Below are 14,638 nucleotides of genomic sequence, written 5' to 3'. Positions count from 1 at the left end.
ATATCTATTATTTTATCACATAAAATGAAGTTCTATCAATCCTTGTTTACTATGAAACAGCATAAAAATCAGAAAAAGATCAGCAGGCCCAGCCCATTGATCTTTTTCTCTGTTCTATTAATATGCAGTCTATTCTAATGTGTATTCAGCATCAAATGAAACATCAGGCAGTGCTGCACAATCCGAGGCTGTAACCTCTGTTGGATTCTCTCCGTCTGAATCAATGAGATAGATGGTTCCACTGCTGTACTGATACTTATAATCACTATCGGACTTATATTTCTTATTGGATGTCTGTACCTTTCCTGATTCATTAACCAGGTAATAGGTATCTGTTCCGCTGACATTTATGCAGAACACCTGATAATCACTGTCTTCGTCGGCTTCTACCAGCTTCCCTTTATAATAGAGGTAATCATCCTTAACTCCTGTATATCCACCTCCCTTATAGCTTCCTGAAGTATTGAAGTAATAAGTACCTGTGTCATCATCTCCGTCATAGACACCTGTCTGCTTTCCAGTCTTCATTTTACCGTCACTGTCACTGTTTCCAAAGTAGGAGGAATATTCCGTATCACCAAAATTAAAACCAATCAGTCCTGACTGCATACAGCCATATTGATCAAAGAAATAGGAACTCCCATTAATTCTTACAGTGGCCGATGTAAGGGTATCAGAATTCTGAGCTAAATATTTCGGGACACCGCTTGTATCAAAATAGTACCAGTATCCATCACCTTCTTCAGGAGTATCAGTTCCTTCTGATATATCGCTTTTGTCATCTGAATCAGATGGGTGATCAGTCAGATACTTCCAGCCAGTTGCCATGGCTCCATCACTCTCATCTCCAAAATACTTAAACTTGCTGATACCGGTAGAATCTGCACTGGCAGCACTGGCAACCGCCACCCAGCCGTTTTGCATGATTCCATTCTCATCAAAATAAAATTTTGAGCCATTAATAGTTTTGGAAGTATATCCGTCTGAAGATTTTACCATTTTACCATTTGTCTGAAAGTAGAACCATTCTGAACCATCACCAGAGGCTGTTGTATCACTGACATCTCCTTCCTCAGGCTCATTATCACTTTCATACTCCAGACACAGCCATCCCTGTTTTCTTGCGCCGTCATTTTCATCTCCCAGATAATAGGCCGAATCATCCTCATAGTGCCAGCCTGTTCCCATTCGACCATCATCATCAAAGTAATAATATTCATTGTTAATCTGTTTCCAGCTATCTGTAACTAGCTTACCGGCCGTACCAAGATAATACCAGCCTTCCTCACCAGAAGGTGAGTCATCTTCATCGGAATGGACCCATTGGTTCATTTGCATAACGCCATCTTCATTTACATAATAGGTATCATCAATCCAGGCATTCTTTTCCACTTCTCCGTCGGAATTAAGATAATACCAGTTATCTCCTGACTTTTTCCAGCTGGAAGTCACCTTACTTCCATCCGAGTCTAAGTATACCCAGTTATCATTTTCATTGATCCACCCTGTTTCAGCTGCCATAGTGGTCATTGCTGCACCAAAGGTAAGGAACACTGCCGACAAACCTGCAGCAGCACAGTATTTTTTCTTCATAAGATGCACACTCCTTTTTGTATGTTATACATTTTGTCAGCTCTTAGATGGGGCTGATGTGTACATCTTAAACTTATTACCTTGAAAATACCTTGAAGTTATAATTGAATTTCAAAAGATGCATAGGTTTTTCCGTCACTCAGTACATTAACTTTACCATGATAAAGATCTAATATTGTTTGTGCAATGGATAATCCCAGACCGTATCCTTCGGTTCTTCTGTTATGGGAGTCTTCTTCTCTGTAAAACCGCTGAAAAATCTGCTTTCTGGCTTTTTCAGAAATGCCCTCTCCGGTATTATAGACCTTAATGCAGATTTTCTTTTTAATCTTCCTGACAGTGACTTTCACTTCACCCCTGGCTTCTGAATATTTAAATGCATTATCCACAAAAATATGAAGCATTTGAGTTAATAAATCCCGGCTGCCATTAAATTTAAGTCCGGGTTCCACTTCATACAGAAACTGCTTTCCCTGTTCATAAGCCAGACATTCATATGGGAGCAATACCTCCATAGCCATTTTACTAAAATCAAAAGATTCTCCAGTATAGGTTACAGATGGCTGCTCCATTCTGACCAGTTTCAGCATATCATTGATCAGACGGCTCATCCGCTCAATCTCTTTTTGTACATAGGAAGTCCATTGGTTTTCTCCATACATATCCTCAAGTACGCTTACATTGGCTGATATCACAGATAAAGGGGTTTTCAGTTCATGACTGGCATCTGCCACAAATTGCTTTTGCCTTTGAAATCCCTCTTCAATGGGATTGACAACCAAATTTGATAAAAAGATAACCGTTACCATTAAAATGCCCACTGCCAGTATGCCAATGATCAGACAAATATTTACCAGACGCCTGGTATTCTCAAGCTCGTGAGAACAATCTATAAATGCAAGGATATAGCCATAAGAGGTTTTATGCAGAAGAAACTGATTTTCCTGCACCATCCCATTTACTTTTCCAGCTTTATATATTTCTTCCGTCAGCTGCTGGATTTCATCCCTTGATAAGTTCTTATTCCCATTATCAATAATGGCAGTAATCTGACCATCATCATTTAACTTAGCAACAGTGGTTCTTTTTAGATTGGATATACGAGGAACCTTCTTACCAATTACATCTCCCTTTTTCAGAGAAGGCTCCTGTTCCTGGTTTTCTATCACCTGTTGCAGCGTAAATACGGCATCCTTTCTCATGCTTACTGTCATGGAAATATTGATTGCAAAAAGCATAAAGCAAAATATTACGCCTACGCTGGACATAGAGATAAGAATAAATTGATATCTCAGCCTTTTAATCATATCGCCTGTTCCTCCAGCCTGTATCCCCTGCCACGAATGGTCTTTATTGATGTGTCACATTCCAGATATGTCATTTTTTTTCTGAGAAAGGATATGTATACTTCTACCTGATTGTACTCTGCCTCATTTGCGTATCCCCAGACTTTCTCTGCAAACAATTCCTTTGTTATTATCTGACGGCTGTTTGTGAAAAGAATTTCCATTGTGTGATATTCCTTTACTCCCAGTTTTACACGCCGCTCCCCGCAGCAAAGTTCGCTGGTATTCCGGTCTAGTTCTAAATCTCCATATCGCAATATATCTCCGGTAAATTGTCCCGTTCTTCTTCCCAAAGCTCGGATTCTGGCCATAAGCTCTCCCATGGCAAAGGGTTTGGCAAGATAGTCATCTGCGCCAGTATCAAGCCCCGCAATCCGATCCTCTACTTCGGACTTTGCAGTAAGAAGCAGTACGGAGGATTGTATCCCGCTTTTTCTCAGCTGGCGAAGAACAGAGAGACCATCTTTCCCAGGAAGCATAATATCAAGCAGTATAACATCGTAAATACCAGTTTCTCCAAAATGGATCGCTTCTTCTCCATCATAGGCTGCATCAACCTCATACCGGTTCCGCCTTAATATTTCTGCAACAGCTGCAGACAGCGAGGTTTCATCCTCTACCAGAAGTATCCTCATGCTTTTCTCCTTTTCATTTTACTATTTACTTATATTAAATCCAAATTCAATGACTTTTTATTGAATTTTCTATGTTAATTGTGTGAAATGGGTATGAAAAAAGGGCCGAAAGTACCGGCCCATTTCAGTAATGCTATTCATTTAAAGAAAAAAGGGAGTTTGTTTCCATCAGTGATAGACTAACACCTGATCCTTGAAAAAACCTTGAACTGTACCTGTCAGCACATTTTATCCAACACTGATGCGGAAACTCTTTCATTCACCTGATTGCAGGTATCAAAATATCTTCTGTAATATTCTGTATACATCAAATCAATTAGAAAAAGCTGACTGATCTCTGAGGATGTGGACCCTCCCTGTAGCGGTCCTTCATTGGCCCCGCAAAGCAGGGTTACATCTGAAAAAGAGGTAAGGGGCGACTTTACAAACCGGGTAATGCAAATTGTTGTCGCTCCAGCTTTTTTAGCAAGTTCTGCCACATGAATGGTATCTTTCGTAGCGCCTGAATACGAAAATATAACGGCAGCCTCACCCTCCCCCATCATGGAAGCCACCATGGCCTGCATATGGGAATCTGACACACAGGACACCTTGGGTTCAATTCTAAGAAATTTATTTGCTGCCTTCATGGCAGAAAGCATGCTTGCTCCAACACCAAAAAAGCAGATTCTCTTAGCTTCATGAAGATACCGGATAACCTGATCAAAGTTCTCCTCATTTAAGAGAGAATAGGTCTCTTCCAGCGCACTCATATTGGTATTAAGCACTTTTCGTGAAACTTCAGCAAAAGAATCCTTCAGGCTGATGTCTCCTTCTAAACGCCCCTGACCTGTAGTCTCATCGTGGAGACTTAAAGACAGCAACATTTTAAACTCCTGATACCCTTTTAATTCCAGGGTTTTGCAAAAACGAAATACTGTAGTATCCCCTACCTCACACGCTTCTGCCAGATCCGTAATAGATAGAAACAGTACCTCTCTGTAATTTAGCAGAATGTAATCTGCCACCTTCCGCTCGGCTTTCGTGAACTGATTGTACTCTGCCCGGATCCTGGTCAAAAAATCGCCTTTCATCACTCTGACTCTCCCTTTTGTTTATACTCTTTAAATTCCTGGGTGCGGCACCCGGCACCCAGGATAAACTCCCTCGTTATCTCTCTTGGTCTTGTAATCGCACTTCCCACTACTGCTGCCCACGCTCCTGCCTTAAAGGCAGACGCAAGCTGATCGGGGGTTTTAATCCCCCCCTCTGCAATCACAGGCTTCCCGCAATCCCTGGAAAGCTGTTCAATCAGCTCCACATCCGGTAGCTGTTTGTTCCGTGTATAATCCGTATATCCACTGAGAGTAGTGCCAATAAAGTCCATTCCCAGACGTGCAGCAGCCATTCCTTCTGCGTAATTTGAACAGTCTGCCATGAGAAGCTGATCTGGAAATTCATCCCTGATTTTATATAAAAAATCCTCTAAGTTTTTCTCAGATGGATGGGGTCTTATTGTACAGTCCAGAGCGATAATTTCCACTCCCTCCAAAACCAGGGCTTCCACTTCCAGCCTGGTAGGAGTTATGACTGTTTCATACCCCTCATACTTCTGTTTAATAATGCCTATCACAGGCAGATCAACTGTTTTTTTTATTTCCCGGATATCGGATATGGAGTTTGCCCGTATTCCGACTGCACCGCCTTCTTTTGCCGCATATGCCATGCGGGACATAATATAAGAGCTGTAAAGAGGTTCGTCCTTAAGAGCCTGGCAGGATACAATGAGCCCTCCCGCCAAACGGTTGTAAACAACTGCCTTATCCATATCTGTTTATCCCCTTTCTGTGCAAAGTAATCATATCACAAATGAAAAAGATCAAGCAATTAAATTTTTGTTTTTCAGGCTAATTTCAGTCAGTGAACACAAGTAGATGATATACTTTTACTGTAATTTATACAAAGGAGGAAATGGGAATGGAAATATCAGGACTATCAGGTTCTTCTTCCTACGACCAGCTGCAAGAGCTTCAGCTGCAGAAGGAAAAAGAAAAGAAAGCGGCAGAACAGGCAGCGGCAGAAAGCGCACAGATCACAGCTTCCCAAACGGTAACAGATGCTGCTGCTGCAAAAACGGTTTCAGGCACCTCACAACGCGTGGACACAATTGAAATCAGCCAGGAGGGAAGGGCATATCAGCAAAAAATGCAGGGACCACCTCCACCAAAGGATTCCAATGTGACAGAAGCCGCTTCAACAGAAGCTTCAAGCTCCTCTACTGTTTTAACCGGTCTGACAGAAGAGGAAATTAGTAAGCTTGTTGATAAGGGAACCATTACACAGGCGGAGGCCAATGCTGAGCTGGCAAGAAGAACGGCATTGAAGGAAGCTCAGGACAACCAGGAAACCAGTAATTCAGCTACGGAATATACCCAAATAGACGAAGAAGAATGATTTTGATTGCAGCCCGGCATGACGCCGGGCTGTTTCATAATAAAAATTAATATTATTTTCACATAATTTTCCAGCAATCAGCGTAGGGTTTATGATATAATAAGGAAATCGTTAAGACAGTTTATTTTATAAGGAGTAAGAAATTATGAAAAAGATAATCCGCGCTGCTTGTCTGTCCCTGGCAATCCTGTTTGCTGGGTATTCACTCTGGATGAATCCCCTGGACGGCACTTCAGGCGCATCAGTAGAACCTCTGCATATATCATCAAAAGATCAGGGACAAGACTTACATGTCATGGCACTTGGTCCAGGGCTTAACAACCTCTCGCCCTCTGATGAATTTTCCACTTATCAGTGGGGTTTAAAAAATGACGGAGAATTTCGCCTCATCGAGCTGGTACAGAAATTTAAGTACGTAGACAACCTGTACAGCGAAGTCAACAACGGTGGAAACTTATCTATCCCAAAACCAGGGCCTGGAAATTATCAATCCAAAGTGACTCATGCTGTTTCAGGAATTGACATTAACATTCAGCCAGCATGGTCACTGTATGATCAGGCGCAAAACAAACGATCTGTAATTGTGGCAATCATTGATACGGGTATAGATATCAATCATCAGGAACTGCGTAACGCAATCTGGGCCAACCCGGGAGAGATTGATGGGGACGGCATTGATAACGATGGCAATGGTTATGTGGATGATATTCACGGCTGGAACTTCTATTCTAACAATAATAAAGTCTTTTCTGGCAGTGAAGACAGTCACGGTACCCATGCTGCCGGAACCATCAGTGCTTCCAGAGGGTCCTATGGAATCGCCGGCATTACCGATAATAATTATGTCAAAATCATGCCATTAAAAGCGCTGGGAGGAAAAGAAGGGGTTGGTTCCCCTGATGCTGTCATTAAAGCAATTAAATACGCTGAGGAAAAAGGAGCTTCCATCTGTAATCTGAGTATGGGTACAACGGGATACAGCGAAGAACTTGCCCAGACAATGAAGAACTCTCATATGCTTTTTGTAGTCTCCTGTGGAAACGGAGGGGTATCAGGCCTTGGTTATAATACAGATGTCTACCCTGTTTATCCCGCTTCTCTTCCATATGATAATATTATATCTGTGGCTAACATCTTATTTGACGGTACGCTGAGCAAAGATTCCAATTACGGAGCTGCAAGTGTGGATATCGCAGCCCCAGGCACCTATATCTTAAGCACCATTCCAGATAACTCATATGGATATATGAGCGGTACTTCAATGGCAGCACCTATGGTGACCGGCGTTGCAGCCATGCTCTATTCTTATCGGACAGACATAAGCCTGGCAGATGTGAAAACTATTATTCTAAACTCCAGCAGAAAACTGGATACTCTTTCAGGCAAGGTTGTAAGTGGAGGACTTTTAGATGCTTACAACGCTCTGAACTGGCACTGATAAAAAAACTGCGCAGCTTTTGACTGCGCAGTTTTTTTCCCCCATAATAGCACCACTATTTGATAAGCGGTTCTTCAAGATTATTATATTTTGAGCTAAGAATAATAATATCAATACGTCTGTTCATTGTCCTTCCCTGGGGTGTTGAATTATCAGCCACTGGTTTAAATTCGCCGTACCCTACTGCAATCAACTTATTGGGAGGATAATTGCATTTACCGATAAAGAGCTTAACCACATTAACAGCTCTTGCCGTAGAAAGCTCCCAGTTAGATGGATAAGAACTTCGGCTGATCGGCACATTATCAGTATGACCTTCTATACGTATAAAATTATCAACCGTGTTTAAAAGACTGGCTACTTCAATTAAAGTATCTTCACTCTGTTTTTTAATATTTGCACTGCCTGAGTCAAAAAGAATGGCATTATTCAGTCTTATGACCAGACCTCTCATATCAATCATGGTTGATACGGACTGATCCATGCCTTCGTCATGCAGCCTGGTATCAATTTCCCCCTTCAGAGTTTCCAGTTTTTTTAGTTCATATTCGCCTAAAAAGCTTTCCAACTCGCTTTCCGTCTCAATATTTAAAGATCCGCCTTTTGGAGACGCATCAGATGGTGTACTGCTTTCAAGAGGGGCAGCCCCTCCAGATCCAGATCCAGAGCCCGAGCCTTTACCATTATAATCTTTGTTCATCATGGAAGAGGAAAATTCCTGAGAAATCTGCTGGGCTTTTTGAGCATCAATTTTACTGACAGCAAAAAGAACGATAAAAACTGCCAACAGCAACGTCATTAAATCTGAATACGGCAAAAGCCATGCCTCTCCAGCTTCCTCTTCCTGATGTGCCTGCTCTCTCTTTTTTGACATATGTAATCACCCTATTCCTTTTTATTCTGCTGTGCTTCAATCTTTTTCTGCTTATATTTAGGAAGACAAGCAAGTAATTTCTCTCTGAGTACGAAGGGAGAATCCCCGTGCTGCATGGATATAATACCTTTTAGGATGATCTCTTTTGCCATAACTTCCTGCTGGCTTTTCACTTTCAGTTTTTTTGCAAATGGATTCCATAAAACATATCCGGTAAAAATACCAAGTATGGTTGCGATAAACGCGGCAGCAATCGCTTCCGCCATTCGTTCCGTATCATTGATTGAGGACATGGCAGCAATCAAACCAAAAACCGCACCCAATACACCCAGGGTAGGGGCATAGGTACCGGCAGACGAAAAGATGCTGGCATTAATTTCATGGCGTTTTTCCATGGCACCAATTTCTGTCTCCAGAATATCCTCAATAACCTCTTCCCCTGTTCCATCAACAAGTAACCGGATTCCTTTTTTTAAAAATGGATCTTCCAGTTCCTCCGCCTTTGCCTCCAGGGATAATAATCCTTCTGAACGTGCTTTCTTTGCCAGTTCATACATCAGTTCTATTATCTCAGCTTCTGACTGGCCTTTTTTCTTTGTAAACAGGATCCTGAAAAGAGATCCGATCACTTTAACATTCTCGCCAGGATATGAATTCAAAATTGTGGCGATTGTTCCAACAATAATAACAAAAAATGCCGCCGGATTTAAAAGTACAGCAAAATCAATGTGTTTAAATATCATCGCGCCGACAACGGCTATAACGCCGACTATAACACCCAGTATGGTAGTAATTTCCATATGTTCTCCTTTGTATAAAAATATTAGATGAGTACCGGATTCAGCAAATCCAATGTATATGACTTTTAATAGTATAATATATTTGCAGTCACTCTTGTGTTTCATAATTGTTAAGATCTTAATACGCCAAAAGGCTGTCATGAATTATCATGACAACCTTTCATTTTATTTCTCTAATGATCTCCATTTGAAATTAGGAACCACGTCGGACCATTTCTGTATTCCAATAATGGATTTAGCAAACTCCGTGGTCTCCAAAGTACTCTTTTTCTTATCAATATCGTGGAACACCTGCCAGATCTTGCGTCGTTTCGTTGCCACAATATCGTCACCCTTATTCATATCACAAGCCCAAAGTCCGAAAGCGAGACCGCTTCTTACTTCCAGCGGAGCGTCAACCTGACGGCTTAAGATGTAAGCATCGATATAAGGGTTACTGTCAACCATGTAATAAGAGTAAGCATATGCCGCAGCCTGCACCTGGGATACATCCTGTCCTGACTGGGTTTTTGCTGTAAATCCCTGTTCCGTCAGAATAATATGTCTTACCTGTCCAGTAGGCGATTTCAGACTGTCCTGAGCCATATAATCAGTAAGAGTGGTTAAATTCTTGAAATTAATTACCGGAGAATTGAAATCATTCTTAATCAATCCGGTTTTATCATCATCCCAGAATTCCGGCTCTGTCATAGGGCACGGATATGGGTGATAAGATAATCCCCAGTCCATCTGTCCCTGTTCATTAGCAACGGAATTAAATGTATCGACGATCTGTCTGCCGCCGTATTTCAGCTTATTATCAATCTCATTGTTCCAGTTATAATCCAGAGAGTAATAAACTCTGTCATTGGCACTGGTGCTTTTAATCGCTGTGTAGAACACACGGAACGCATTCTGGTACGCCTTAACATAGCTGGTTAAATCTCTTGCTCCCACATAGTTCCACTGCTGATTGTTAATTTCATTTCCAATAATCCAGTTGGATATCTTCCCCTGATTAGGATTGGAGCCGTTATAACGTTCTGCCAGAAATGACGCAATCGCTCTTGTCTGTTCAAAGCCTTCTGGTGTTGCAGTATTGAATAAGTAGTAAAATGCATTGGAACTTTTCTTAGTGCCAGGATAAATCAGATCCGGTGTTGCCGGATTCCAGCCATTTAAAATAATTGCAGTTACAGTCATGCCTTTTCCAGACAGAGCACTAATGGTATCGTCATAACCCTTAATAACATTAGCATCAAAATGATACATCTTGCCATCATACTGATAATCAATGCCCTGACCCAGAATCTGATGGAATGAAATATTCGTTGCAACGTGCTTCACTCCAAGTTCAAATGCGTCTCCCAGCATGTTAAGTTCAATGTTTAAGCCCTTTTTGGTAAGAGGATCATTGAATTTGCTTTTATTTGCTGCCACTGCCTCGGGGTTTGTTATGTAATGAGGCTTGCTCACAGGTATGTACTTGTTTCCATCCCAGACTGCCACTACAAATCTGCTGTATAGTCGATCCTGTAATGTGTTGCGGTTCAATGAAAAAGTGAATGCGGCTGAATCTCCCAAAGATGCTTTTGCTGCATAATCAGTTCTTCCTTCCAGGCTGTTTTGATAGGGCTGAAGCTCTACCAGATAAAGCACACCATCCGTTCCCTGAGCTGGTGCATGATTTGAAACCTTGACTGTTACGCTGGTTAAATCAGAATTAACGAGACAAGACTGAATCACAGCCTGATCCTCGGAAAACACTTCATCCGCTAACGAAACAAAAGCAGAGGCACAGCATAAAAATCCAGCTGCCAAAAGTCCGGTAAAGACTCTGCCTAATTTTATTCTTTTCATCTTCGCATTCCCTCCATGCAGTCATTTTCAGATACCCTACCATGATACCTAATTTCCCTCATTTTTACAATAACGTTTTTATTACGTATTTGTAATAAAACCTTAAGGGGGAGGAAATACATATAGTAACTTTCATTACCCCAGGATAAAACAAAAAAGCCGAAACCCTTATAAACAAAGGGCTCGGCTTTTAAATTTAATTATTCAATGATTGTAGCAACTCTACCTGAACCTACAGTACGTCCGCCTTCACGAATAGCGAAACGAAGACCCTGCTCCATAGCGATTGGGTGGATCAGTTCAACAGACATTTCTACGTTATCACCAGGCATACACATCTCTGTGCCAGCTGGTAAATCGCAAACACCAGTAACGTCAGTTGTTCTGAAGTAGAACTGAGGTCTGTAGTTGTTGAAGAAAGGAGTATGACGTCCACCTTCATCTTTTGTCAGAACGTAAACCTGAGCTGTAAATTTCTTATGGCATTTTACAGAACCTGGTTTAACAAGACACTGTCCTCTTTCGATTTCAGTTCTCTGAACACCACGAAGTAATGCACCGATGTTATCACCAGCCTGAGCTTCGTCAAGTAACTTACGGAACATCTCGATACCAGTTACAACAACTTTACGTGTTTCTTCATGGATACCGATGATTTCAACTTCGTCAGATACATGTAATGTACCACGCTCTACTCTACCAGTAGCAACAGTACCACGACCTGTGATTGAGAAAACGTCCTCGATAGGCATTAAGAATGGCTTATCTGTTTCACGAACTGGATCTGGAACCCAGCTGTCAACTGCTGCCATTAATTCAAGAACTTTATCGCCCCAAACGCTTGAAGGATCTTCAAGAGCCTTTAAAGCAGAACCCTGGATGATTGGTGTATCATCGCCTGGGAATTCATACTCGTTTAACAGCTCACGGATTTCCATGTCTACTAACTCAAGTAACTCAGCATCGTCAACCATATCACATTTGTTCATGAATACAACGATGTAAGGAACGCCTACCTGACGAGAAAGCAGGATGTGCTCTCTTGTCTGAGCCATAACACCATCGGTAGCAGCTACAACTAAGATAGCGCCATCCATCTGAGCAGCACCAGTGATCATGTTCTTAACGTAGTCAGCATGTCCTGGGCAGTCAACGTGTGCATAGTGTCTTTTCTCTGTCTCATACTCAACGTGAGAAGTAGAGATAGTGATTCCACGCTCTCTCTCTTCTGGAGCCTTATCGATGTTCTCGAAAGCTACTGCCTGTCCAGTACCTAATCTCTCATGAAGTGTCTTTGTGATAGCAGCTGTTAAAGTTGTTTTACCGTGGTCAACGTGACCGATGGTACCGATGTTACAATGGGTTTTGTTTCTTTCAAACTTAGCTTTAGCCATTTTATAACGTCCTCCTTAATTTATGCTCATTTAGAGCTATCATTTTATGTTAGGCTGTTTTTTATTATATGCTATTTGTGCACTATTTTCAAGCCTATTTGAGGGATTCCGGGCGGACTTCACAGCCCGGAATCCAGTGGAACCTGTTAGGAATTATTTGCCCTTTTTCTCTGTAAGAACTTTTTCCTGGATATTCTTCGGTACCTGCTCATATTTCTCAAAGAACATAGAGAAGTTACCACGACCCTGTGTTCTGGATCGTAAATCTGTAGAATAACCAAACATCTCGGAAAGCGGAACGTATGCTTTGATCATCTTACCGCCGCCGATATCTTCCATACCTTCGATACGGCCACGACGGGAGTTGATATCACCGATAACGTCGCCCATGTAATCTTCCGGCATAGTTACTTCCACTTTCATGATCGGTTCAAGAAGAATGGAACCGCCCTTGTTCATCGCATCCTTAAATGCCATAGAACCGGCAATGTGGAATGCCATTTCACTGGAATCGACTTCATGGTAAGAACCGTCGTATACAGTAGCTTTAACACCTACTACAGGGAATCCGCCAAGAATACCAGCTTTGGTTGCTTCCTCAATACCTTCCCCAACTGCAGGAATGTACTCTTTCGGAATAGAACCGCCGACAACAGCTGATTCGAACTTGAACAGTTCTTCGCCGTTGGCATCCATAGGCTCAAAGCGAACCTTACAGTGACCATACTGACCACGTCCACCAGACTGTTTTGCATACTTGCTGTCAACATCAACTGGCTTTGTAAAGGTTTCTTTGTAAGCAACCTGAGGAGCACCTACGTTTGCTTCTACGTTAAACTCACGAAGCAGACGGTCAACGATGATCTCAAGGTGAAGCTCACCCATACCGGAGATGATAACCTGACCAGTTTCCTGGTTGGTCTTCGCACGGAATGTAGGATCTTCTTCAGCAAGCTTTGCCAAAGCTTCGCCCATCTTGCCCTGACCAGCTTTGGTCTTTGGCTCGATAGCGATATCGATAACTGGCTCTGGGAATTCCATGGATTCAAGAATTACCGGATGCTGTTCATCACAGATGGTATCACCAGTTGTGGTAAATTTAAAACCAACAGCTGCTGCGATATCACCAGAATATACTTTTTCTAACTCGCTTCTCTTGTTAGCATGCATCTGAAGGATACGTCCAACACGCTCTTTTTTGCCTTTTGTTGCATTCAGTACATAAGAACCGGAATTCATAACACCGGAATATACACGGAAGAACGCAAGCTTTCCAACGAACGGGTCAGTCATGATCTTAAATGCAAGTGCTGAGAACGGTTCTTCATCAGAAGAATGACGTTCAATTTCATTGCCATCCATATCAACACCCTTAATAGAAGGAATGTCTGTAGGAGCTGGCATAAATTCAAGAATTGCATCAAGGAGTCTCTGAACGCCTTTGTTTCTGTATGCGCTTCCGCAGCATACAGGAATGGCTCTACAGTCACAGGTTGCAGCTCTTAAACCTTTCTTTAATTCTTCAGTAGAAGGCTCTTCACCCTCTAAGAACTGCATCATCAGATCATCGTCTAATTCGCAGATCTTCTCTACTAACTCTCCATGGTAAAGCTCAGCATCGTCTTTCATATCCTCAGGGATATCAGTAACGGTGATGTCATCACCCTTGTCATCGTTGTAGATATAAGCTTTCATCTCAAACAGATCGATAATTCCTTTGAATTCATCTTCTGCTCCGATAGGAAGCTGGATGCAGATTGCATTCTTACCAAGACGAGTCTTGATCTGCTCTACTGCACCGAAAAAGTTTGCACCCATGATATCCATCTTGTTGATGAATGCCATACGGGGTACGTTGTAGGTATCAGCCTGACGCCATACGTTCTCGGACTGTGGTTCAACACCGCCCTTAGCGCAGAATACGCCAACTGCACCGTCAAGCACTCGAAGGGAGCGCTCAACCTCAACAGTAAAGTCAACGTGTCCTGGAGTATCAATGATATTGATACGATGCTCTAACGCACCTGGTTTAACCTTGGTGTTCTCATGCATGGTCCAGTGGCATGTTGTAGCTGCTGAAGTAATTGTGATACCTCTTTCCTGTTCCTGCTCCATCCAGTCCATGGTTGCAGTACCTTCATGAGTATCACCGATTTTGTAGTTTACACCAGTATAATAGAGGATACGCTCGGTTAATGTAGTCTTACCTGCATCAATATGGGCCATAATACCAATATTTCTGGTTCTTTCCAATGGATATTCTCTTCCAGCCAAAGCTTTTTCCTC

Annotated in this window: 12 protein-coding genes; 2 read left to right on the top strand and 10 right to left on the bottom strand. The window is 42.1% G+C overall.

Annotated elements, in window-relative coordinates:
• Positions 1-129: 129 nt before the first annotated feature.
• The 5 genes from ACOAOT_RS24755 to ACOAOT_RS24735 all read right to left on the bottom strand — a co-directional run bounded on the left by ACOAOT_RS24755 (position 130) and on the right by ACOAOT_RS24735 (position 5,381).
• A complete protein-coding gene (locus ACOAOT_RS24755) occupies positions 130-1,593 on the bottom strand; it encodes a cell wall-binding protein (RefSeq protein ID WP_420219371.1) in 1,464 nt (487 codons plus the stop codon).
• Between the two features lie 98 nt (positions 1,594-1,691).
• Complete coding sequence (locus tag ACOAOT_RS24750) at positions 1,692-2,900, bottom strand: sensor histidine kinase (RefSeq protein ID WP_420219370.1); 1,209 nt, start codon at positions 2,898-2,900, stop codon at positions 1,692-1,694.
• Entirely contained in the window at positions 2,897-3,574 is a 678-nt protein-coding gene (locus ACOAOT_RS24745; RefSeq protein WP_104439465.1) for a response regulator transcription factor, read from the bottom strand. Before ACOAOT_RS24745 ends, ACOAOT_RS24750 begins: the two co-directional genes overlap by 4 nt.
• Positions 3,575-3,792: 218 nt before the next feature.
• Entirely contained in the window at positions 3,793-4,647 is an 855-nt protein-coding gene (locus ACOAOT_RS24740; RefSeq protein WP_170820892.1) for a MurR/RpiR family transcriptional regulator, read from the bottom strand.
• Positions 4,647-5,381, bottom strand: a complete 735-nt coding sequence (locus ACOAOT_RS24735; RefSeq protein WP_420219369.1) for an N-acetylmannosamine-6-phosphate 2-epimerase — start codon at positions 5,379-5,381, stop codon at positions 4,647-4,649. The genes ACOAOT_RS24740 and ACOAOT_RS24735 overlap by 1 nt, the downstream gene beginning before the upstream one ends.
• A 149-nt stretch (positions 5,382-5,530) precedes the next feature.
• Here ACOAOT_RS24735 and ACOAOT_RS24730 point away from each other — a divergent pair, with 149 nt between their 5' ends.
• Both ACOAOT_RS24730 and ACOAOT_RS24725 read left to right on the top strand, forming a co-directional pair.
• On the top strand, positions 5,531-6,007 hold the full coding sequence (locus ACOAOT_RS24730; protein WP_420219368.1) for a hypothetical protein: 477 nt from the start codon (positions 5,531-5,533) through the stop codon (positions 6,005-6,007).
• 145 nt (positions 6,008-6,152) lie between these two features.
• Positions 6,153-7,445 (top strand): S8 family peptidase, encoded by a 1,293-nt coding sequence (locus tag ACOAOT_RS24725; protein WP_420219367.1) that lies wholly within the window; start codon positions 6,153-6,155, stop codon positions 7,443-7,445.
• A gap of 55 nt (positions 7,446-7,500) precedes the next feature.
• Here ACOAOT_RS24725 and ACOAOT_RS24720 read toward each other — a convergent pair whose 3' ends face one another.
• The 5 genes from ACOAOT_RS24720 to fusA all read right to left on the bottom strand — a co-directional run bounded on the left by ACOAOT_RS24720 (position 7,501) and on the right by fusA (position 14,626).
• Positions 7,501-8,319 (bottom strand): flagellar motor protein MotB, encoded by an 819-nt coding sequence (locus ACOAOT_RS24720; protein ID WP_420219366.1) that lies wholly within the window; start codon positions 8,317-8,319, stop codon positions 7,501-7,503.
• Between the two features lie 11 nt (positions 8,320-8,330).
• On the bottom strand, positions 8,331-9,119 hold the full coding sequence (gene motA / locus ACOAOT_RS24715) for a flagellar motor stator protein MotA (RefSeq protein ID WP_420219365.1): 789 nt from the start codon (positions 9,117-9,119) through the stop codon (positions 8,331-8,333).
• Positions 9,120-9,284: 165 nt separating this feature from the next.
• Entirely contained in the window at positions 9,285-10,958 is a 1,674-nt protein-coding gene (locus ACOAOT_RS24710) for a DUF5722 domain-containing protein (RefSeq protein ID WP_420219364.1), read from the bottom strand.
• A gap of 200 nt (positions 10,959-11,158) precedes the next feature.
• Positions 11,159-12,352 carry an elongation factor Tu gene (gene tuf, locus ACOAOT_RS24705; RefSeq protein ID WP_104439473.1) on the bottom strand — a complete coding sequence of 398 codons (1,194 nt, stop codon included), beginning with the start codon at positions 12,350-12,352 and terminating at the stop codon, positions 11,159-11,161.
• 153 nt (positions 12,353-12,505) lie between these two features.
• Entirely contained in the window at positions 12,506-14,626 is a 2,121-nt protein-coding gene (gene fusA, locus ACOAOT_RS24700) for an elongation factor G (protein ID WP_104439474.1), read from the bottom strand.
• Positions 14,627-14,638: the final 12 nt, after the last annotated feature.

The sequence above is a fragment of the Lacrimispora struthionigena genome, assembly GCF_048627165.1.
Taxonomy (GTDB): domain Bacteria; phylum Bacillota; class Clostridia; order Lachnospirales; family Lachnospiraceae; genus Lacrimispora.
The sequence above is the reverse complement of the archived record's forward strand: the minus strand, read 5'-3'. Positions and strand labels throughout refer to the sequence as shown.